Genomic DNA, 19,358 nt, shown 5'->3' with positions numbered 1-19,358 from the left:
GTGCCGTACGGCACGGGCGGTTCCGGACCTCCCTCGTCGGACTGTGCCGGGGCGCGAACCGTCAGGCCGAGCCGAGGAGCCGTTCGAGGACCACGGCGATGCCGTCCTCCTCGTTCGACATGGTGACCTCGTCGGCGACGGCCTTGAGTCCGCGGTGGGCGTTGGCCATGGCCACGCCGTGCGCGGCCCACGCGAACATGGGGATGTCGTTGGGCATGTCGCCGAAGGCGATCGTCTCCGCCGCCTTCACCTTCAGCCGCCGCGCGGCCAGCGAGAGCCCGGTGGCCTTGGTGAGGCCCAGGGGCAGGATCTCCACCACACCCGGCCCGGCCATGACGATGTCGACGAGACTGCCGACGACCTGCCGGGCGGCGTCCGCGAGCGCGTCGTCGTCCAGCTCCGGGTGCTGGATGTAGAGCTTGTTGAGCGGGGCCGACCACATCTCCGTGGTGTCCTTGAGGAACACGTATGGAAGCGGGCCCTCCTGCACCTGGTAGCCGGGACCCACCAGGACCCCGCCGTCCAGTCCGTCGCGGCTGGCGGCCATCGCCACCGGCCCGAGCTCGCTCTCGATCTTGGCCAGTGCCAGACCGGCCAGTTGCCGGTCCAGCGTCACCGACGTGAGCAGCCTGTGCGCACCCGCGTCGTAGAGCTGGGCGCCCTGCCCGCACACCGCGAGTCCCCGGTAGCCGAGGTCGTCGAGGATGTGGCGGGTCCAGGGCACGGCGCGGCCGGTGACGACGATGTGTGCGGCACCCGCCGCGGTGGCCGCGGCGAGCGCCTCACGGGTGCGTTCCGAGACCGTGTCGTCGCCACGCAGCAGCGTGCCGTCGAGGTCCGTGGCGACGAGGCGGTACGGGAAGGTCACTTGGAGATCGGCTCCAGCAGCTCGCGGCCGCCCAGGTAGGGGCGGAGTGCCGCGGGCACCCGGACCGAGCCGTCGGCCTGCTGGTGGTTCTCCAGGATGGCCACGATGGTGCGGGGCACGGCGCAGAGGGTGCCGTTGAGGGTGGCCAGGGGCTGGACGGTGCTCTTGCCGTTGGCGTTCTCGCGCATGCGCACCGACAGGCGGCGGGCCTGGAAGCTGTCGCAGTTCGACGCGGAGGTCAGCTCGCGGTACTTGCCCTGGGTGGGGATCCACGCCTCGCAGTCGAACTTGCGGGAGGCGGAGGCGCCGAGGTCGCCGGTGGCGACGTCGATCACCTGGAACGGCAGCTCCAGGGAGTTCAGCCACTGCTTCTCCCAGGCGAGCAGGCGCTGATGCTCGGCCTCGGCGTCCTCGGGAGCCACGTACGAGAACATCTCCACCTTGTCGAACTGGTGGACGCGGAAGATGCCGCGGGTGTCCTTGCCGTACGTGCCCGCCTCGCGGCGGAAGCAGGGGGAGAAGCCGGCGTACCGCAGGGGCAGCTTGTCGGCCTCGACGATCTCGTCCATGTGGTACGCGGCGAGCGGGACCTCGGAGGTGCCGACCAGGTAGTAGTCGTCCTTCTCCAGGTGGTACACGTTCTCCGCGGCCTGGCCGAGGAAGCCGGTGCCCTCCATGGCGCGCGGGCGGACCAGGGCCGGAGTCAGCATCGGGATGAAGCCGGCCTCGGTGGCCTGGGCGATCGCCGCGTTGACGAGGGCGAGCTCCAGGAGCGCGCCGACGCCGGTGAGGTAGTAGAAGCGCGAGCCGGAGACCTTGGCGCCGCGCTCGACGTCGATCGCGCCGAGGGCCTCGCCGAGCTCCAGGTGGTCCTTGGGCTCGAAGCCCTCGGCCGCGAAGTCGCGGATGGTGCCGTGGGTCTCCAGGACGGTGAAGTCCTCTTCGCCGCCGACCGGCACGTCCGGGTGGACCAGGTTGCCGAGCTTCAGCAGCAGCGACTTGGCGGCCTCGTCGGCCTCGTTCTGCTCGGCCTCGGCGGCCTTCACGTCCGTCTTCAGCTGCTCGGCGCGCTTGAGCAGCTCGGCCCGCTCCTCCGGAGAGGCCTTGGGGATGAGCTTGCCGAGCGACTTCTGCTCGTTGCGCAGTTCGTCGAAGCGCACGCCGGAAGACCTGCGACGCTCGTCGGCGGAGAGGAGTGCGTCGACGAGCTCGACGTCCTCTCCACGAGCACGCTGGGAGGCGCGGACACGGTCGGGGTCTTCACGGAGCAGCCGGAGGTCAATCACCCCTCCAGGCTACCGGCCGGGGCTTCACAGCCTCACATCGATATCACGCTGCGTGTCGCTATGTCCTGATTGCCGTAAATGGAAAACTGGGTCTTCCGTGGCCGGATGCGGCCCGCCGCGGTTCCGTCGCAGGAATGGCAATAAAGCACGGACATTCCCCGAATGGGGGCAGAATCGAGCCGCGGAGTGGACCGTCCGACATGTGGACGCCTTGGGGATGCCGGGGGTTGGTCCACCGAGTTGTCCACAGGAATTGTGGGACGGCGGCGACTTGTCCACAGGCTGTGGGGGCTGGCTGTGGACATCGGAATTGATCAGTCCGGCGCTGTGGGGGCGAGGGGGATTCCTCGTTCAAACCTGGCTCAGACACTCATTCGGGTGGGAATGCCTCGCCCCATCGAGTTGATCAACGTCAGACGGGTGACGCCGTTCGTCCGGAGTGACCCGAGCGTTCACCGACCCCGTCCACCGATATGTCGACCATGCCGGAATCCCGTGTCGACTTGTCCCCAGGTCGAGAACCTGCCCTGTGGATAACTTGTGGAGTTGTTCACAGAGCCGGACCTCGGCCGGAACTCGCTCAGGCGCGCCCGTCGAGGCAGCGGGTCAGCCAGTCGGACGCGGCCGTGAAGTCGCTGTCCGACGTGCCAGGCCGAGGAGCGCGCACCTCGGCGAGACCGACCCCGGCCCGCGGGTACGACCCGAGGAAGCGCACGTTGGGGCAGGTCCGCTTGAGGCCCATCAGCGCCTCACTGACCCGACGGTCGGAGATGTGGCCCTCGGCGTCGACGGCGAAGCAGTAGTTGCCGATGCCCGCGCCGGTCGGCCGGGACTGGATCAGCATCAGGTTGACCCCGCGGACGGCGAACTCCTGGAGCAGTTCCAGCAGGGCGCCCGGGTGGTCCTCGCCCATCCAGATCACCACGGAGGTCTTGTCGGCGCCGGTCGGGGCCGCCGGCCGGGCCGGCCGGCCCACCAGCACGAACCGGGTCTCCGCGTTCTCCGCGTCGTGGATCTCGGTGACCAGTGCTTCGAGGCCGTAGGTGGCCGCGGCGAACTCGCCGGCGAACGCCGCGTCGAACCGGCCCTCCTGCACCAACCGGGCCCCGTCGGCGTTGGACGCGGCCGACTCCCACAGGGCGTCCGGCAGGTTGGCCCGCAGCCAGTTGCGCACCTGCGGCTGGGCCACCGGGTGCCCGGTGACGGTCTTGATGTCGGTGAGCTTGGTGCCCGGCCGCACCAGCAGTGCGAACGCGATCCGCAGCCGCACCTCGCGGTAGATCATCAGCGGCTCGCCGGAGGCGAGTTCGTCGAGGGTCGCGGTGACCCCGCCCTCCACCGAGTTCTCGATGGGCACGAGCGCCGCGGCCGCCTCGCCGTTGCGCACCGCGTCCAGTGCGGCCGGCACCGACACCATCGGGACCAGCTCGCGGGTGGCCGCCTCGGGCAGCGTGCGCAGCGCGGCCTCGGTGAAGGTGCCCTCAGGGCCGAGATACGTGAAACGAGTCGCGGACATGTGATCAGCCTAGTGCGCTCCGGGGCCGGACCCGGGGGCCGTTCACGCTTCGAGAAGCCGCTGGCCCACGTACTCGCCGGCGCGGGGGCCGCCGGGGACCGCGTACAGGCCGCTGGCCTCGTGCCGGAGGAACGGTGACAGGGCGTCCCCGCGGTCGAGCTTGCGCTGGACGGGCACGAAGCCGCGCTGCGGGTCGGCCTGCCAGCAGATGAACAGCAGTCCGGCGTCGGGGGTGCCGTCCGGTGCGATCCCGTCGTGGTACGAGAAGGGGCGGCGCAGCATGGCCGCTCCGCCGTTCTGTTCGGGGGCGGAGATCCGGGCGTGTGCGTTGGAGGGGATGACGGGCTTGCCGTCGGGACCGAACTTGTCGAGGTCCATCTCGGTGGTCTCGGTGCCTCCGGTGAGCGGCGCGCCGTCGGCCTTCCTGCGGCCGATGACCTGCTCCTGCCTGCCGAGCGGGAGGCGCTCCCAGTCGTCGAGCAGCATCCGGATCCGGCGTACGACGGCGTACGAGCCGCCGGCCATCCAGGCGTGTCCGGCGGGGCCGGGGCCGGCTGCGGGGACGAAGATCCGCCGGTCGAAGTCGGGCTCTTCCGGCTTGGGGTTTCCGGTGCCGTCGATCTGGCCCATCAGGTTGCGGGCGGTCATCGGGGTGCGGGTGGCGCCGGGCGAGCGGTTGAATCCGTTCATCTGCCAGCGGACCCGTGCGGCGTCCCCGGCGTCCTTCTGCAGGGCGCGGAGCGCGTGGAAGGCGACGAGGGAGTCGTTGGCGCCGATCTGCACCCAGAGGTCGCCGTTGCTGCGCTGGGGATCGAGCCGGTCGGCGGAGAAGTCCGGGAGCGGATCGAGTGCTGCCGGGCGTCGGGATGTGAGTCCGGTGCGGTCGAAGAAGGTGCGGCCGAAGCCGAAGGTGACGGTCAGCGAGCAGGGGCCGGCGTCGAGGGCGATGCCGGTGTCCGGGGTGCCTGCGGGTTCGCCGGCCATGAGCCGTCGGGCGGTCTCGGACCAGCGGCGCATGAGGGCGGCGGCTTCCTTGCGGCCGGCGCCGGGTGCCAGGTCGAAGGCAAGGACGTGGCCCTTGAGCTGGAGCGGGTCGGTGATGCCGGCCTGGTGGTCGCCGTGGAAGGCGATTTCGGCGGTGCCGAGCGCGCTGCCGGGGCCGCCGGCTCCGGATGCACCGTCGGCGGTGTCGGTCACGGCGGCGTGCACCAGGGCCCCGCCGGCGGCGCCGAGGGCCAGCCCGGTGGCGCCGGCCGCGCCGACGGTGCCGAGCAGCCGTCGCCGGGAGATCTCGATGTCGGTCACTTGCTCGGTCACGCGTGTCAGCCGATCTTCACGTTCTTGTTCACGGTGGTCTGGTCGATGTCGGAGGTCCGGACGGTCACGTCGATGCGCCAGGTGCCGGCGAGCGGCAACTGCACTCCTGAGGCCGTCCAGTGTCCGGTGCCCGCGTGGTCGGGGACGAGCGGCAGCGGGCCGATGTCCTTGGCGGGCAGGGTGAAGGAGACCTTCACTTCGGGGGCGTCCAGCGGCCGGCCGTTGGGCCGGTCGAGGAAGAGGTGGAGGGTGTTGGCGCCGGTCCGGCCGGGGTCCAGCTCCAGGCGGACGGTGCCCTTGCCGTCCTCGCCGCCGGTGTCGAAGGGCAGCGTGATCTTCACGGGCCGGTTGGGTACGGCGGGTGCGGCGGTGCCGGCCCGGCCGGTCTCCTGCTCGGCGGCGCGGCCGGGCTCGGTGCTGGTGAGGCTGCTGGCGACGGCGAGCAGGACGACGGCAACGCAGGCTTCGGCGAGCACGGACCGGCGCAGTCCGGCACGGTCGGGGTCGGCGTCGCGGACCTTCTTCTTCTGCGCGGTCGTGCGGGCGGCCTGCTGCCGGGCCAGCTGCGCGGCGCGGGCAGGGTCCGCCGGGGTCTCGGGCACAGTGACGGGCTCGGGCTCGGGCTCCGGCTCCGGGTCCCGGGCGGATCCGGTCGCTGCCTCGGTCTCCGCGTCGGCCGTTGTTTCACGTGAAACACGCTGCGTGACGATCTCGGGGGTGCCGGGTGCGGCGGTGCCCAGCCGGGCGGTCCACGTCCGGGAGACATAGGCGAGGCCGATGAGGACGGCGACCACACCGATCTTGATGATGAGGAGCTTGCCGTAGTCGGTGCCGGTCAGGGCACTCCAACTGCCGAGCTGGCGCCAGGACTGGTAGATGCCGGTGGCGACGAGGACGAGCACGCTGGCGAAGGCGACCTTGGAGAACCGCAGGACCGCCGTCCGCTCCAGGTCCGGCACCCGGTACAGGGCCACGAGCAGGGTGGCCAGTCCGCCCAGCCAGGCGGCCACGGCGAGCAGGTGGAGGATGTCGACGGGCATGGCGATGGCGGTCTGGACGCCGGTCGAGGCGTGTTCGGAGAGCGCCCAGGTCGCGGCGATGCCGCCGGCGACCACTGTTCCGCCGATGGCCAGGCCGAAGGTGAGGTCGCTGGTGTCCTTGTCCTTCGCCGGGTCGGTGCCGGCCTCCTGCTCGGTGCCGTCCGTCGGCTGCCGCTTGGCGTACATGCCGAAGAGCACGGCGACGAAGAGGGCGGCCGCGCCGAGGAGCAGGAGCCGGGAGACGAGGGAGGCGCCGGTCTTGGTCTCCAGGACGGCCTTGAGGCCGGCGAGGTCGAAGGCGTCAGCGAACTTCCCGGAGCCGGTGTAGGGGTTGCGCAGGACCAGCATGGTGAGGGTGGCGGCGGTGATCGTGGCCCACCCGTAGACCACCACCCGCTGCACCGCGCGGATTCCGGCGCCGCGTCGCCAGCAAACGAGCACGAAGGCGGCGCCGCCGACGAGCAGGATGAAGCCGGCGTACGAGAGGTAGCGGGCGATGCCGTAGGCAGTACCGACGGGCCCGCTGCCGGCGGCCTGGTCGGGCAGGGTGACCGAGGTCTTCGAGGGGGCGCCGACGGAGAAGGTGAAGGCGCCGGAGATGGGGTGGCTGTCGGCCGAGACGGCCTGCCAGGCCACCGTGTAGGTGCCGTTGGGCAGGCCGGAGTGGAGCACCACCCCGTGCTTGATGATCGATCCGTCGCACAGGTTGCGCTGTTCGCCGGTGTCGACGCGCTTGCCGGCGGGGTCCAGGACCCGGATCGAGTCGTCCCCGATGGCGACCTGTTCCGAGAAGGTGAGGGTGACCTGGGCGGGGGCCGTGGCGACCACCGCCCCGTCCTTGGGGTCGCTCGCGGTCAGCGCGGCGTGTGCCGAGGCCGGGGTGGCCGTGGCGAGCAGCGTGCCGAGCAGAGCGGCAAGGACCAGCAGCAGCCGCAGGAGCGGTGCCGCAGGCGCGGGGGCGGTGGCCGTCATGGCGAGTCAGTCCCTCGTTCCGTCGGTGGTCGTACCGTCAGGGGTGGTGCGGACGGTCTGGGTGCCGTCCGGGTCGTACGTCAGTCGCTCTTGGGGTTGTACGTCCGCTCCCGCACGTCCAGTTCGGCCTTGACGGTGCCGGCCTTCTCGAAGTGGAGCTCGATCGCGACCTTGTCGCCGATCTTCGGCGTGTTCTTGAGACCCATGAACATGATGTGGTTGCCGCCGCGCTTGAGCTTCAGTTCGCCGTCGGCCGGTACGTCCATGGACGTGACCTGCTGCATCTTCTGGTTCTTGGTCTCGTGGATCTGCACGTCGCCGGAGAGGGCGCTGGTCACCGAGGTCAACTTGTCCGCGCCGCCCTCGTTCTTGACGGTGAGGAAACCGCCGGCCATGTCGCCGTTGACGGGTTCGGGCATGAAGGCGCCGCTGACGGAGAGCTTCGGCGCGGAGTCCTTGCCGGAATCCGAGGAGCAGCCGGATATGGCCAGCGCGGCGGTCAGCGAGAGAGCGGCGGCGAGGACGGTGGTGGTGCGGCGGTTCACGGGTTCTCTCCCTTGACGATCTTCGGCAGGTCCTTGGTGTAGTCCTCGGCGGTGGTGTCGTCGCCGTAGAGGACGTATCCGTCGTCGGTCTTCGGCGAGAACGCGATGACCTGGGCTCCGTGCATGGAGACGACGGTTCCGTCGGCTTCCTTCTTCGGCGGGTCGATGCCGATGCCCATGGTGCGGGCGCCGGCCTGGATCGCCTTGAAGTCGCCGGTGAGGCCGATGAACGACGGGTCCTGGGACGTGAGCCACTCACCGAGGGAGGCGGGGGTGTCCCGTTCCGGGTCGGTGGTGACGAACACGACCCGGAGGTTGTCCTGGTCGGCCTTCGGGAGTGCCTTCTTCGCCTGGGCGATGTTGCTCATCGTCAGCGGGCAGACGTCGGGGCAGTGGGTGTAGCCGAAGTAGATGAGCGTCGGCTTGCCCTTGGTCTGCGCGCGCAGGTCGTACTTCTTGCCCTGGGTGTCCGTCAGGACCAGGTCCGGCTTCTGGAAGGGCCGGTCGATGACGGTGCCCGCCTGCTTCTTCGCCGAGCTGCTCACGTCGGTGACCGCTGGGCTCTTGGCGGGTTCGCTGCCGCCGCAGGCGGACAGGGTGAGCGCAGCCGCCACCGCGAGGGCGGCGGCTGTCGCACGTGTGGTGCGCATGGTGATTCGTCCCTGGGGAGAGGGGTGTGCGGGGGTCAGGAGGAGCGGCGGCGGGCGGACGCGCCGAAGGCGACGCCGGCGGCACCGATGACGATGCCGGCGATGCCGAGCGTGCGGGCGGTCGTGTCGGAGCCGGAGGAGGCCGAAGCCTGCTCGTCCTCGTGGTGGTCGTCCTTCGCGGCCTCGTTCTTCGCGGGGTCCTCGGCCGGGCTGCCACCGTGGTGGTCGCCGCCGGTGGCCGCGGTCAGCTTGAGGACGGGCGCCGGGTTCTGGGGTTCGGCGGCGCCGTCCTTGGGCTCCTCGATCCAGCGGACGACCTGGTTGTCGTCGTACGTCTGGACCGCCTTGAAGACCATCCGGTCGGCGTCCTCGGGGAGCCGGCCCACGGACAGCGGGAACTGCTGGAACTTGCCCGGCTCGATCTTGCCGCCGGTCCAGGTCACCTTGCTGACGGCCTCGGTGATCTGCTTGCCGTGGAGAGTGAGGGGCTTGGCCAGCTTGGCCTTGGTGATCTCGACCTTCCAGCCGGGGACGTCCTGGGCCATGACCGAGGCGAGCGGCTGGTCGGTGGGGAAGCTGACTTCCAGTTTGGTGGTCGAGGCCTTGTCGCTCTCGTTGGGGACCTTGAAGCTGATGGTGGCGTAGCCGCCCTTTTCGGCCTGGCCCGGCTGCACGCTGACGTGCGCGAAGGCGGGGCCGGCGAGCAGGATGACGGAGCCGGTGGCGAGGGCCGCGGCGGCAGGTACGCGAGAGATCTTCATGGCGAAAACTCCACGGGAAGCAGGAACGGTGGACCGCGTGCGGTTGCACGCGGGCTCACGGCACCGCCGCTCCCTCGCGGGCCGTTCCAGGCGTCCGGAGGATCCGGTCGTCCGGTCGGTCTGGTGGTGCCGGTTGATCCGTCGGATGGGATCAGCGGCTGGTTCCCGGGAAGTCGGTGCCGTGTCAGGCTGCGAGGACGAGGGCCGCGGGCGGGCCGCGCCGGATCACCGTGTGCTGGAGGGATTCCCGGCCGGGGGTGCCGGCGGGCGACCGCTCGCGGCGGGGCCGGCGCGGGGCGGAGGCCTGCGGGCCGGTGAGGCCTGCGCGCAGGGCGCGGGCGAGGGCCAGGGCGGCGCGCAACGGCCGGACCCGGGTGCCCGCGGACAGCTGCAGGAGCCGCTCGAGGGCGAGGTCACCGCGGCCGAGGAGCCAGCCCGCGGCCAGTGCGGCCAGCAGGTGGCCGAGCAGCATGGGCAGGGAGAACAGCCCGGTGGCTGGTTCGGCGGCCTGGTGGGCGTGTGCCTGGGCGAGTGCCGTGGCGGGGTCGATGCCGGCGGCGGCCAGGACTTCCCGGGCCCGGGCGGGACTCAGCGGAGCGGAGCCGTTGCACAGGAGCCGCGCGGCCAGGTCGGTGATGCTGCCGTCGGTGCCGGCCGGCCGGGCCGTGTGCTGGCCGAGTCCGAAGAGCGAGTGGAGTGCCAGTTGCCCGCCGACGAGGGCTGCGGTGATGCGGGGCAGCGAGTGCCGACGGCCTGCAAGGGGTGCTGCGCAGGCGAAGACGCCGAGGAAGCCGGCAAGGAGCGCCCACGGCGGGACGGTTGCGCACGAGGCCACCGCGTGGCCCACTCCGGACAGCGCGACGCAGACCGCGGTGAACACCGCGGCCCTCAGGAGCCGTGGTCCGGCTCCGGCGCGCATCAGGCGGGCATAAGGCATGGCCGGGTCATCATCGCACTGCGCTCATGGTGTCCTTACGGCAGGTCCGTAAGATCCCATGCGTCCCGTTCGGCACTTCCCCCACGCGGCCGATCGGCCGGGGCCGCAGGGGTGTATCCGGGGTGCATACACCGGTGGCCGAGCGGTGCGCATCGGCCATTCGAGGGCTGCGCCGCCCTGGTGGGGCTTACCGGCCGCTGCGGGCGGCAATAGGTAGCGGTATGAGCATCTGGTGGTCTCTCCACTTGCGGCGTGAGGCGGCGAGCGTTCCGCTCGCGAGGCGGCTGCTGCTGGGGGCGATGGAGACCGCGGGGGTGGACCCGGACATCTCCTACGAGCTGTCGGTGGCGCTCACCGAGGCCTGTGCCAATGCCGTGGAGCACGGTGGTGCGGACGGACCGGCGACGGGCAGGGTGCCGGACGGCACGGAGGGGTACCACGTCACCGCCTATCTGGACGGGGACTGCTGCCGGATCGAGGTGGCGGATTCAGGACCGGGTTTCCCGGCCCATGTGGGTGCCCGGTCCGGGCCTTCGGAGGGCATGCGCGAGCACGGGCGCGGGCTCTGTCTGATCGAGGAGCTGGCCGATCACGTCCGGTTCCGCAACCGGCCCGGCCAGGGTGCGGTGGTCAGCTTCGACAAGATCCTCAAATGGCGAGAGGGCGCGCTGCTCAAGGTGTCCTGACCCGGGAAGTCCGCAGGCCGGTGTTTCACGTGAAACACCGGCCGTTTCACGTGAAACACCGCCGGGCGGGAACCCCGTGAAGGGTCCCCGCCCGGCGGTGTGCCGTACGGAACGTCAGCCCTTGAGGCGGGCCATCCAGGCCTCGACCTCGTCGGAGCGGCGCGGCAGGCCCTCGGAGAGGTTCCGGTTGCCGTCCTCGGTCACGAGGATGTCGTCCTCGATGCGGACGCCGATGCCGCGGTACTCCTCCGGCACGGTCAGGTCGTCGGCCTGGAAGTACAGACCGGGCTCGACCGTAAGGCACATGCCCGGCTCCAGCGTGCCGTCGACGTACGCCTCGGTGCGCGCGGCGGCGCAGTCGTGGACGTCCATGCCGAGCATGTGGCCGGTGCCGTGGAGGGTCCAGCGGCGCTGGAGCCCGAGCTCCAGGACGCGCTCGACCGGGCCCTCCAGAAGGCCCCACTCGACGAGCTTCTCGGCCAGGACGTGCTGCGAGGCGTCGTGGAAGTCGCGGAACTTGCCGCCGGGCTTGACGGCTGCGATGCCGGCTTCCTGGGACTCGTAGACCGCGTCGTAGATCTTCCGCTGGATGTCGGTGTACGTGCCGTTGATCGGCAGCGTGCGGGTGACATCTGCGGTGTAGAGCGAGTGGGTCTCGACGCCGGCGTCGAGGAGCAGCAGGTCGCCGGAGCGGACGTCGCCGTCGTTGCGGACCCAGTGCAGGGTGCAGGCGTGGGCGCCTGCGGCGCAGATCGAGCCGTAGCCGATGTCGTTGCCCTCGACGCGGGCACGGAGGAAGAAGGTGCCCTCGATGTAGCGCTCGCTCGTCGCCTCGGCCTTGTCGAGGACCTTCACGACGTCCTCGAAGCCGCGGACGGTGGAGTCGACGGCCTTCTGCAGCTCGCCGATCTCGAAGTCGTCCTTGACCAGGCGGGCCTCGGACAGGTAGACGCGCAGCTCTGCGTCGGTCTCGGCGGTGACCTTGTCGGCCAGGGCCGCCTCGATGACGGAGTCGTGGCCGCGGACCACGCGGACCGGGCCGGTGGCCTCCTTGAGGGTCTCCGGCAGCTCGCGGACGTCCTCGGCGGGCAGGCCCAGCAGCTGGGCGGCCTCGGCGAGGGAGTGGCGGCGGCCGACCCACAGCTCGCCGCTGCCGGAGAGCCAGAACTCGCCGTTCTCGCGGTTGGAGCGCGGCAGCAGGTAGATCGTGGCGGTGTGGCCCTCGGTGCCGGGCTCCAGGACCAGGACGCCGTTCTCGGTCTGGTCGCCGGTGAGGTACGCGTACTCCGTCGAGGCGCGGAACGGGTACTCGGTGTCGTTGGAGCGGGTCTTCAGCCGGCCAGCGGGGATGACCAGGCGCTCGCCGGGGAACCGGGCGGACAGCGCGGCGCGGCGGGCGGCGGTGTGCGCGGCCTGGGCGATCGGCTCCAGCCCGTGCAGCTCGGTGTCGGCCCAGCCGGAGCGCATGCTCTCGGCGAGCTCGTCGCTGACGGCGGGGTACAGGCCGTTCTTCCGCTGCTTGATCTTCTTCTTGGGCTGCGCCTCGTCCGGGGTTTCCGGGTTCTCCGGCGTCTCCGGGTTGAGCTCTTCGGCCACGGGTCCGTCTCCTCCTGGTACGACACTGAACCGCTTCCATCGTACGGTCGTGCGGAAGGGGGCCCAGGGCCGGAAGACCCATTACCGACATCTGCGGTCCGGGACGCCGGTCGCCGGAGCAGGGACGGCACGGGACCCAGGGCCTGGCTACGCCCGGATCCCGGACACCTCCTAGTCGAAGCGGGCGGCGAGCAGCACGATGTCCTCATCGGAGGCCACGGCGTCCTTGCCGCCCGGCAGCACGGTGCGCAGTACGTGGTCGCAGAGCGCGGCGGGGTCTTGGCGGGCGGCCTTCGGGACGCTCGCGGCGGCGGCGTGCAGCCGGGCGAAGGCGCGGTCCATGGGGTCGCCGGTGCGCTGGAGGAGCCCGTCGGTGTACAGCAGCACCGTTTCTCCGGGTGCGGGTTCGACCTCGACGCTGGGCGCTTCCCAGCAGGAGAGCATGCCGAGCGGGGCGGAGAGCGAGGTCTCCACGTATTCGGTGCGGCGCTCGCCGATGAGGAGCGGCGGGGTGTGTCCGGCGCCGGCGAGGAGGATCTTGCGGCGGGCGGGCTCGCAGTAGGCGAACAGGGCGGTGGCGGAGCGGGCCGGTTCGGTGAGCCGGAGCAGCAGTTCGAGGTCGGAGAGGACGGCGACGGGGTCCTCGCCCTCCATCACGGCGTACGCGCGCAGGGAGGCGCGGAGCCGCCCCATGGCGGCGACGGCACTGGGGCCGGAGCCGGTGACGGAGCCGACGGCGAGGCCGAGGGCGCCTTCGGGGAGCGGGAGGGCGTCGTACCAGTCGCCGCCGCCGAGCGGCCCGGTGCGGTGGCGGGCGGCCAGCCGGACGCCGGAGACCCGGGGGAGCCGGCTGGGGAGGAGCTCTTCGGCGAGGGTGGCGAGCCGGGTGCGGGCCCGCTCGGCTTCGAGGACGCGGGCCAGGTGCTCGGTGGCGTAGCGGCAGTAGAGGCCGGCGAGGTGGCGCTGGCGTTCGGTGGGTTCGGCGTGCTCGTCGTAGAGCCAGACGGCGGCGCCGAGGCGGCCGGCGGTCTCGGTGGCGAGGGGCAGGGCGTAGCTGGCGGCGTAGCCGAGGCGGGCGGCGACCTCGCGGTAGCGGGGGTCGACGGGGGCGGTGTGTCCGCCGCTGCCGGCGGCTGCCTCGGGCTCGGGGAGCTGTTCGCTTCCGCCCGCGGCGTCGGGCAGTCCGTCGAGGATGCGGCCGTAGGAGGTGGCGCTGCGGGGGACGGTCTCGATGGTGCCGAGTTCGGCGTGGCCGAGGCCGAGACCGACGGTGCTGGCGGGGCCGAGGCCGTCGGCGGGTTCGAGGACGGCGAGGCCGCGGCGGGCGCCGACCAGGGCGGCGCCGGCTTTCAGGAGTTCCTGGAGGGACTCGTCGAGGCCGGTCGTACGGGCGAGGCGCTCGGTGAGTTCGTGCAGGGTGGTGAGGTCGGAGACCCAGCCGGCGAGGCGGTCCTGGAGGACCGTTCCCGGGGGAGGAGGCGGGGGGTGGGCGCCGGCCGGTGCCGCGGGAGCCGTGCGGGTGGGCGCGGCAGTGTGCGGGGGTGTCGGAACTGCCGGATCGATTCCAGCCACTTTCGGCAGATGCGGGGCGCTCATGGCTTCCGCCTTTCCACCTGGTGTGATTCGCCATAAAACATCGCAAACCCCCAGACCAATCTGCACCGCCTGCAAGGGGTCCACATCTACACGCACAGGTGGAGCGATGTCCAGCATTGCCCAGGTGGGAATCCTGGTGTCCAGGGGACGACAACTCCCCGTATGGCCAAGGCTCAAACTTGGCCGAAAAATGCTGGGAGCGGACCTCTTTTGCGGTCGACTGAACGTGCCCAGCAGAGCGTCATATCGTGCGTGATGGGTACGTAATCGGTGATGGCCGGGGTCGGTTGACAGTGCCCCGGCATCCTGGCGGGAACCGCCCGGCGAGGCTCGTACGTCCTTGTCGCCGGAGGCCGCGCCTCATCCCCGATCGGCGGGACCGTGTTCACCGGGGCCCACGGATTCGTTCCACCGTGACCCCGCCGGCGCCAGTCGCGCGCCGGCCCCGCCAGGCGTTTCATGAACCGGTAAGAACTGCACGAACCGCGCGAAACCTCAGCAAGCGGATAAGTCGACGCGAAACGTGTACGTGTGGTGAAACACCTCATACATGGTGTGATGTGGCCCTCGGCGTTCAACGGAAAGGAACGAGCGCTCATGCGCGAGATCCTCGGAAGGCGTCTCCGGCGGCTCCTGGGGGTGTCCCCGGACGGAGCAAAAGGGAATTCCCGGCGCGACGGCCGCCCGTCCGCCCTCCTCGACGCGGCCCTGACCTGCGCCACCGCCTGGCAGTGGCCCGTACTCCCCGGCGTCGGACTGGCGGCGGAGCCGGCCGGGCGGCGCTCCGGCCGTCCCGGCGACGGGACCGCGCCGACGGCCGGCGGGCCGGGCCGCTGCGCCTGCCCGGACCCCGGCTGCGTGGTCCCCGGCGCCCACCCGTTCGACCCCGGACTGCTCGCAGCAACCACCGACGCACGGATGGTCCGCTGGTGGTGGACCGGCCGTCCGGACGCGCCGGTGATCCTGGCGACCGGCGGCCGCGCGCCCTGCGCGGTCAGCCTGCCCGCGGCGGCCGGGGCGCGGGCGCTGCAGCGGCTCGACGCCATGGGCGTACGGCTCGGCCCGGTGCTGGCCACCCCGACCCGGATGGCGATCCTCGTGTCGCCGTACTCGCTGGAGCGGCTCGGCGAGCTGCTCTACGCGAAGGACTGCGTGCCCTCGTCGCTGCGCTTCCACGGCGAGGGCGGCTACCTGGTGCTGCCGCCCTCGCGGATCGGCGGCGGCCGGGTGCGCTGGGAACGGGCCCCGCAGGCCGGTCCGGAGCGGCCCTGGCTGCCCGACGTCGAGGCGGTCGTGGACGCGCTCGTCGAGGCGAGCACGGGAGCGTCCGGCGGCAGCAGCCGGCTCGCCTACTGACGGGCGCGCAGGGGTGTGCGGTCCCGGTCCTTCACTCGAACGGGTGTGACCGGGGCCGAGTTGCACGGGAATTGGGCGCGCGGCCCGTCGCGGCCCTTTCCCGCGTCGCTATCTTCGGCGAATGAATCTCCGGATGGCCGGTATCGGTGCCGGTGTGCTGATCATCCTGTCGGTCCCGCTCGCGGGCGCGCTCGCCGGCCCGGCGGGCGGGCTGCGGTCCGAGGCGGGGGGCCTGATGTCGTCGCTGGGCCTCGCCGGCCCGGAGTCCGGTCCGGCGGCGTCTCCGGACGCACGACCGGATCCGGGCGCTCCCGACGGCGCGAAGAACCCCGGTGCCCCCGGAGGCCGTGGGCCCGCGGACGGTGTGCAGCCCCCGGCCGGACCCGGCGGTGCAGAGCCGGGCGGGGAGCCGCAGCCGGCTCCGGAGCCGCGTACGGACGCCCGCTGCGGCCCCGAACTCTCCTCGCCCGATGGGGTCGAGGCGCAGACCTGTGTGCTCACCGGCGAGGGCCGGACCTGGGCGCGGAGCTACTACCGGAACACCAGCGGACGGCCGCTCGGGGCGGTGCTGTCACTGATGGGCCCGGCCGGGCGGACCGTGCAGATCCACTGCTCGGTGGCGGCGGGCGACGAGCCGGACGTGTGCGAGACGCCGAAGGAGCCGTGGGGCGGAGCGCCGGGCGGATGGACGGCGGTCGCGGAATACGGGGCGCCGGACGGCGAGGGACCGCTCCTGCTGCGTGCCGGGAGCAACTCCGGGGAACCGGTTGACGGTTGAAATGGAAGGGCCCGGTCGCTGGCGACGGGGGATGCACCAGCGACCGGGCTACAAGAACGGTAACAAGAGATCGCGTGTTCGCAAATTCGATCTCGGATATTCGGACACCGATTTGCCGATGATTAGCGGGAGTTGTGACTCCGGTCACCCGGCCTGCCCGTTGTATTGAATGGCTCATTCCGGATCGTCGGCCGGAACGCGCAGGTGCTCCGGCCCCCGTGCCGGGTCGCGGCCGGGGGTCCGGAGCACCGGTGTGTGCGGTGTCAGCTCAGCGTGATCTGACGGTTGGTGAGGCCGCCGCGGGCGCGGCGCTCTTCGGCGGTGAGCGGAGCGTCCGAGGCCAGGGCGGTGGCGAGGCGCTCGGCCAGCTGCGCGGCGGGCTTCTCGACGTCGTCCGCGGAGACCCCGGTGGGCAGGTCCCACACCGGGACCATCAGGCCGTGGGCGCGGAAGGAGCCGACCAGACGGGTGCCTTCGCCGAGCGAGGACTCGCCGCTGGCGTGCAGCCGGGCGAGGGCGTCGAGCAGCTTCTCCTCGGGGTGCGGCATGACCCAGCGGAGGTGGTTCTTCTCGGGGGTCTCGCACCAGTACGCGGCGTCGACTCCGGCGAGTTTCACGGTCGGGATGGCGGCGGCGTTGGCGCGTTCCAGAGAGGCCGCGATCTCGGGCGCGGCGGCCGAGGTGTTGTCGCTTTCCGGAATCCAGAATTCGAATCCGCTGTGCACAACCGGCTCGAAAACGCCGTTCGCGTCCAGCAGGTCCTGGAGCCGCGGGCCGTCGGCCTCGACGCGGCGCGGCGGGACCGGGGTGCCGGGCTCGGCCTCCAGGGCGCGCAGCAGGGTGTCGCCGAGGTCGCGGCTGATGTCGCCGGTCGACGTCTCGTTCTGCAGGCCGAGCAGGATCGATCCGTCCTCGCGTCGCAGCGCCGGCCACGCCATCGGCAGAACGGTCGCCAGCGTCACGGAGGGCACGCCCTCGGGCAGGCCGTCCTTGAGGGTGAGCGGCACGGTCGCGGCGGGCACCAGCTCGCGCAGCGCCACCCAGTCGCACTCGCCGGGCAGACCGGCGAACGGGCGCTGCACCAGCTCGGTCACGGCGTGCGCCGCAGTCCGGCCGTGGCAGGCCTTGTAGCGGCGGCCGGAGCCGCACGGGCACGGCTCGCGCGCTCCCACCACCGGGATCTCGCCGTCGCTGACCTGCGGCTGGGCGCCCTTGGGCTGCTGTCCCTTGGGCTGGGGGCGCTTCTTGGCCATGGTGGGTGTCTCCCGGTTGAAGCTCGTGCTGACGGCGCGAGCCTATCCGCTGTACCCCGTCCGGCCCGGCTTCCCGCCCGCGGGCGTCGTCCGGCCCGGCCCCCGCCCGCCCCGGGTGGGGGCCGCCGGTGGGTCAGAGCCCGCCGAGACCGTCGTCAGGCCCGCCCAGAGGGCAGGATTCGAGATCGTCGAAGGCCGTCATGAAGTCGAGGAGCGGTGGCGCAACGCGCGTAGCGAAATCGTCGAGCCGGTGTCCGGAGGCCACGAGGACCCACACCGTGACCTCGCCCGCCGCGCCGTCCCGTACGCCCCACTCCTGGGCGAGCGCGCTGATGATGTTCAGCCCGCGGCCGCCGTGCGCGGTCACGGACGGAGTGGCCGGAACCGGGCGGGTGGGACCGCCGCCGTCCGTCACTTCCACGGTCAGCCGGCCGGCCTTGTCGACCTGCCACGCGCACTGGATGTCGCCCTCGCCCACCTCCCGGCTGCCCAGCGGCCGGCCGTGCCGGCAGGCATTGCTGAGCAGTTCGGAAAGGATCAGAACGGCATCGTCCACGACCGTTTCGGACACCCCGCTGGTGCGCAACTGCTCGCGCATCCGGTGTCTCGCCTGCCCCACGCCCGCAGGACCATGGGGTACGGCCATGCACGACGACGTGGGCACCTTCTGTGCCATCACCAACGCCACCCCCGGAACCTCCTTAGCCCCACGCATGGTCTGGATGCCCCAATGGCCTGGACCGGAAACCGCCGGAGCGGGCCCCGATGACGCATTCATGACCACCGGTACACGCACCGGATGCGCCGGGGCGCGCCCCGGAACTGCCGGGAGAGGTGCAACTGGTGTGATCAGCGGCCCAGTTGGGACAGAACTTGGCGTGGCCGATTGGTAATGATCGCTTCCACACCCAGATCCGCGCAGAGCTGAACGTCTTCGGGATCGTTCACTGTCCATACGTGCACGGAGTGGCCGGCTTTCTGGAGCTTCCGGATGAAACCGGGGTGGTTCCGCACGATCCGCATGCCCGGGCCCGCGATCCGCACGCCGGCCGGCAGCCGCCCGTCGCGCATCCGAGGGGAGACGAACTGCATCAGGTACACGGTGGGGATGGCCGGCGCCGCGGCCCGCACCCGGTGCAGGGAACGCGCCGAGAAGCTCATGATCCGCACTGGCGAGGGGCCGTCGGCGGGCGGTGCGTCCAGGCCGAAGCGCTTGAGGAGGAAGAGGAGCCGCTCCTCGACCTGCCCGGCCCAGCGGGTCGGGTGCTTGGTCTCGATCGCGAGGTCGACCGGGCGGCCGGCGTCGGCGACGAGTTCGAGGAGCCGCTCCAGGGTGAGGACGGAGGTCCGCTCGGGATCGGGTTCGCCGGCCTCCCCGGCGTCCCAGTCCGGGGACTCCTCGCGGTCCTTCCACGAGCCGAAATCGAGGGCGGCGAGCTCGGACAGCTCCAGGGCGGAGACGGCGCCGCGGCCGTTCGAGGTCCGGTTGACGCGACGGTCGTGGACCAGGACGAGATGCCCGTCGGCCGTCAGCCGGACGTCGCATTCGAGGGCGTCGGCACCGTCTTCGATGGCTTTCCGGTACGCGGCCAGGGTGTGCTCGGGGGCGTCCTCCGAGGCGCCCCGGTGGGCGACGACCTGGATGGTCTGCGGGCGGTGGAGGCCGGTCTGCTCACGTGCGTGGGTCACGCCGCAATGGTGTCATCCGCGGCGGGTGCCGCGGGCCGTCGGCCGGAAGCGGCGGGCCGGATCCGGGTGCCCGGAGATGCGCCCGAAATGCCTGGGATAAAGGATGGGCGCATGGATGCACAGCTCCGGCTTACAGTGCTCTGACGGATCCTGGGAAACGCTTGGACCCAGGAACTTGTACGACCGGCCGGACGTTCAGGCCGACCGGTACCCAGGCAGCCGTGCGTGACGAGGAGAGAGAGCTGTGAGCACCGAGAACGAGGGCACCGCGGCCCCGACGCCCCCGCAGGCCCCGTCCGCCCCCCCGGCGCAGCCGGCCGCTCCCAGCCCCGAGCCCGCTGCCGCCGCCCCGGCGGACGCGCCGGCCCCGGAGGCTCCGGCGGCCGCCCCGGCGGACCCGCGTACGCAGCCCCTGCCGGCGCCCGCCGAGGCCCCGACCCAGCAGCTGCCGCCCACCGGGCCCGGTTTCGAGCAGCCCGCACCGCCGCCCCCGCACCAGCAGCAGCGCCCGC

At 71.9% G+C, this 19,358-nt stretch carries 16 protein-coding genes and 2 pseudogenes; 4 read left to right on the top strand and 14 right to left on the bottom strand.

Annotation, left to right across the window (positions count from 1 at the left end; all coding sequences use genetic code 11):
- Window positions 1-61 precede the first annotated feature (61 nt).
- The 9 genes from LG634_RS00090 to LG634_RS00050 form a co-directional block, all read right to left on the bottom strand.
- Window positions 62-868 carry an HAD family hydrolase gene (locus LG634_RS00090; RefSeq protein ID WP_226731444.1) on the bottom strand — a complete coding sequence of 269 codons (807 nt, stop codon included), beginning with the start codon at window positions 866-868 and terminating at the stop codon, window positions 62-64.
- Window positions 865-2,154, bottom strand: a complete 1,290-nt coding sequence (serS, locus tag LG634_RS00085) for a serine--tRNA ligase (RefSeq protein WP_226731443.1) — start codon at window positions 2,152-2,154, stop codon at window positions 865-867. The genes LG634_RS00090 and serS overlap by 4 nt, the downstream gene beginning before the upstream one ends.
- Window positions 2,155-2,734: 580 nt before the next feature.
- Window positions 2,735-3,670 carry a prephenate dehydratase gene (gene pheA, locus LG634_RS00080; protein WP_226731442.1) on the bottom strand — a complete coding sequence of 312 codons (936 nt, stop codon included), beginning with the start codon at window positions 3,668-3,670 and terminating at the stop codon, window positions 2,735-2,737.
- 42 nt (window positions 3,671-3,712) lie between these two features.
- Window positions 3,713-4,975 (bottom strand): iron uptake transporter deferrochelatase/peroxidase subunit, encoded by a 1,263-nt coding sequence (gene efeB / locus LG634_RS00075; RefSeq protein ID WP_226731690.1) that lies wholly within the window; start codon window positions 4,973-4,975, stop codon window positions 3,713-3,715.
- A 17-nt stretch (window positions 4,976-4,992) separates the two neighbouring features.
- The gene (locus LG634_RS00070; RefSeq protein ID WP_226731441.1) at window positions 4,993-6,999 is read right to left on the bottom strand and encodes a copper resistance protein CopC; all 2,007 of its coding nucleotides are present in this window, start codon (window positions 6,997-6,999) and stop codon (window positions 4,993-4,995) included.
- Window positions 7,000-7,079: 80 nt separating this feature from the next.
- Complete coding sequence (locus LG634_RS00065) at window positions 7,080-7,544, bottom strand: copper chaperone PCu(A)C (RefSeq protein WP_226731440.1); 465 nt, start codon at window positions 7,542-7,544, stop codon at window positions 7,080-7,082.
- A complete protein-coding gene (locus tag LG634_RS00060; protein WP_226731439.1) occupies window positions 7,541-8,194 on the bottom strand; it encodes an SCO family protein in 654 nt (217 codons plus the stop codon). The genes LG634_RS00065 and LG634_RS00060 overlap by 4 nt, the downstream gene beginning before the upstream one ends.
- A gap of 35 nt (window positions 8,195-8,229) precedes the next feature.
- Window positions 8,230-8,955, bottom strand: a complete 726-nt coding sequence (locus tag LG634_RS00055; RefSeq protein WP_226731438.1) for a YcnI family copper-binding membrane protein — start codon at window positions 8,953-8,955, stop codon at window positions 8,230-8,232.
- A 184-nt stretch (window positions 8,956-9,139) separates the two neighbouring features.
- On the bottom strand, window positions 9,140-9,892 hold the full coding sequence (locus tag LG634_RS00050; RefSeq protein ID WP_226731437.1) for a hypothetical protein: 753 nt from the start codon (window positions 9,890-9,892) through the stop codon (window positions 9,140-9,142).
- Window positions 9,893-10,113: 221 nt separating this feature from the next.
- On the opposite strand from LG634_RS00050, the gene LG634_RS00045 reads away from it, so the two are divergent.
- Window positions 10,114-10,578 carry an ATP-binding protein gene (locus LG634_RS00045; protein WP_226731436.1) on the top strand — a complete coding sequence of 155 codons (465 nt, stop codon included), beginning with the start codon at window positions 10,114-10,116 and terminating at the stop codon, window positions 10,576-10,578.
- Between the two features lie 114 nt (window positions 10,579-10,692).
- Here the strand turns inward: LG634_RS00045 and LG634_RS00040 are convergent, their stop codons facing one another.
- Window positions 10,693-12,174 carry an aminopeptidase P family protein gene (locus LG634_RS00040; protein WP_226731435.1) on the bottom strand — a complete coding sequence of 494 codons (1,482 nt, stop codon included), beginning with the start codon at window positions 12,172-12,174 and terminating at the stop codon, window positions 10,693-10,695.
- A gap of 171 nt (window positions 12,175-12,345) precedes the next feature.
- The gene (locus LG634_RS00035; RefSeq protein WP_226731434.1) at window positions 12,346-13,887 is read right to left on the bottom strand and encodes a PP2C family protein-serine/threonine phosphatase; all 1,542 of its coding nucleotides are present in this window, start codon (window positions 13,885-13,887) and stop codon (window positions 12,346-12,348) included.
- A gap of 480 nt (window positions 13,888-14,367) precedes the next feature.
- Between LG634_RS00035 and LG634_RS00030 the strand changes: the two genes are divergently transcribed.
- Complete coding sequence (locus LG634_RS00030; RefSeq protein WP_226731433.1) at window positions 14,368-15,126, top strand: bifunctional DNA primase/polymerase; 759 nt, start codon at window positions 14,368-14,370, stop codon at window positions 15,124-15,126.
- Window positions 15,127-15,259: 133 nt separating this feature from the next.
- Window positions 15,260-15,904, top strand: coding sequence for a hypothetical protein (locus LG634_RS00025; protein WP_226731432.1), 645 nt, complete (start codon window positions 15,260-15,262; stop codon window positions 15,902-15,904).
- A 263-nt stretch (window positions 15,905-16,167) separates the two neighbouring features.
- Here the strand turns inward: LG634_RS00025 and LG634_RS00020 are convergent, their stop codons facing one another.
- The 3 genes and pseudogenes from LG634_RS00020 to LG634_RS00010 all read right to left on the bottom strand — a co-directional run bounded on the left by LG634_RS00020 (window position 16,168) and on the right by LG634_RS00010 (window position 18,846).
- Window positions 16,168-17,157 (bottom strand): DUF5926 family protein, encoded by a 990-nt coding sequence (locus LG634_RS00020; RefSeq protein WP_226731431.1) that lies wholly within the window; start codon window positions 17,155-17,157, stop codon window positions 16,168-16,170.
- Window positions 17,158-17,290: 133 nt separating this feature from the next.
- Window positions 17,291-17,931, bottom strand: a pseudogene (locus LG634_RS00015) (ATP-binding protein).
- Between the two features lie 75 nt (window positions 17,932-18,006).
- Window positions 18,007-18,846 (bottom strand): glycerophosphodiester phosphodiesterase, encoded by an 840-nt coding sequence (locus LG634_RS00010; protein WP_226731430.1) that lies wholly within the window; start codon window positions 18,844-18,846, stop codon window positions 18,007-18,009.
- A gap of 244 nt (window positions 18,847-19,090) precedes the next feature.
- Here LG634_RS00010 and LG634_RS00005 point away from each other — a divergent pair.
- Window positions 19,091-19,358 (top strand): annotated as a pseudogene (locus LG634_RS00005) (hypothetical protein); the annotation flags it as partial.

The organism is Streptomyces bambusae (assembly GCF_020532645.1).
In the GTDB taxonomy this organism is placed as follows: domain Bacteria; phylum Actinomycetota; class Actinomycetes; order Streptomycetales; family Streptomycetaceae; genus Streptomyces; species Streptomyces bambusae.
This window is presented reverse-complemented; position numbering and strand designations above follow the sequence as displayed.

Coding starts and splice junctions, on each gene's coding strand:
- LG634_RS00035 (WP_226731434.1), bottom strand. CDS start 13,887: ATGCTGGACATCGCTCCACCTGTGCGTGTAGATGTGGACCCCTTGCAG.
- LG634_RS00055 (WP_226731438.1), bottom strand. CDS start 8,955: ATGAAGATCTCTCGCGTACCTGCCGCCGCGGCCCTCGCCACCGGCTCC.
- LG634_RS00060 (WP_226731439.1), bottom strand. CDS start 8,194: ATGCGCACCACACGTGCGACAGCCGCCGCCCTCGCGGTGGCGGCTGCG.
- LG634_RS00020 (WP_226731431.1), bottom strand. CDS start 17,157: ATGGCCAAGAAGCGCCCCCAGCCCAAGGGACAGCAGCCCAAGGGCGCC.
- pheA (WP_226731442.1), bottom strand. CDS start 3,670: ATGTCCGCGACTCGTTTCACGTATCTCGGCCCTGAGGGCACCTTCACC.
- LG634_RS00070 (WP_226731441.1), bottom strand. CDS start 6,999: ATGACGGCCACCGCCCCCGCGCCTGCGGCACCGCTCCTGCGGCTGCTG.
- LG634_RS00050 (WP_226731437.1), bottom strand. CDS start 9,892: ATGCCTTATGCCCGCCTGATGCGCGCCGGAGCCGGACCACGGCTCCTG.
- LG634_RS00045 (WP_226731436.1), top strand. CDS start 10,114: ATGAGCATCTGGTGGTCTCTCCACTTGCGGCGTGAGGCGGCGAGCGTT.
- LG634_RS00025 (WP_226731432.1), top strand. CDS start 15,260: ATGGCCGGTATCGGTGCCGGTGTGCTGATCATCCTGTCGGTCCCGCTC.
- LG634_RS00030 (WP_226731433.1), top strand. CDS start 14,368: ATGCGCGAGATCCTCGGAAGGCGTCTCCGGCGGCTCCTGGGGGTGTCC.